At 43.5% G+C, this 1040-nt stretch carries 1 protein-coding gene; it reads left to right on the forward strand.

Features of this window, described 5'->3' with window-relative positions; all coding sequences use genetic code 11:
* Nucleotides 1–108 precede the first annotated feature (108 nt).
* Entirely contained in the window at nucleotides 109–1035 is a 927-nt protein-coding gene (locus OU792_RS18580; RefSeq protein WP_134203258.1) for an IS1595 family transposase, read from the forward strand.
* Nucleotides 1036–1040: the final 5 nt, after the last annotated feature.

The following is a 1040-nucleotide window of genomic DNA, read 5'->3' on the forward strand; positions in this document are numbered from 1 at the left end:
TATGACTCTTCGGAATCCTACACGTAGCCAAATATTCTTAGACAGCTAGTGACAATAGTTTCCGTAATCATGAAGATAAGCGGTACTTGTGTAAAAATACGCAAGCCCATGAATATCATCGATTTTATCCACCATTTTCCAAACGAGGAAAGCTGTGAGATCTTTCTGAAAGACTATCGACAAAAAACAGGCATTTACTGCAAAACCTGCAAGGGATTTCCAAAGCACTACTGGTTTTCGGGCAGGAAGTTCTTCGAATGCAGCTTTTGCCGAAGGAGGACATCTTTAAAAGCCGGAACCGTGATGGAGTCCAGCAATCTGTCGCTGCATACTTGGTTTACGGCGTTTCTGTTGATGTCAGCTACCAAAAAAGGCTTCTCCTGTTTGGAGTTCCAAAGACAGCTTGGACTCAAGCGTTACCAAACAGCTTTCAGTCTGATGCATAAGATCAGAGCAGTCATGGGCAAGCGGGACGGTCTTTATTTGCTCAAGGGAATGGTCGAATACGATGAGGCTTATGTGGAAAAAGCAACCCGGAAAAAGGTTCAGGAGCAGCTAAAGCGGGGAAAAGGCAGTCAGAAACAGGCGATTGTCGCAGTGGCTTCCGAATCCACTCCTTTGGAAGATCCAGACTCCGGTAAAAAAGGCAGCCATTGTGGCTTTTTCAAAATGAAAGTGCTTAAGGATGTGACCAGTGATTCGGTGGAAGAGTTTGTGGAAACCAACGTGGATTTTTCATCGGTGTTATTTACAGACAAAAACACCGCCTACGTCGATCTGGAAAAAATGGTAGAGGAGCACATCAAAGTGAAATCTTCCAAGGATTCAGCAAACGGAGCACTCAATTGGGTACACACAGCGATCAGCAACCTGAAGAAGAATCTCCTGGGTATCTATCACATGGTTACAGAAAAATACCTTCAAAACTATCTGGATGAATTTGCTTATAAGCTCAACCGAAGATACTTTGGAGAAAAATTATTTGACAGACTCATTATTGCGGCTGTCTACCCATACGTGCAACATCACGAATAGTCATA

It is taken from the genome of Algoriphagus sp. NF (assembly GCF_028823735.1).
Taxonomy (GTDB): domain Bacteria; phylum Bacteroidota; class Bacteroidia; order Cytophagales; family Cyclobacteriaceae; genus Algoriphagus; species Algoriphagus marincola.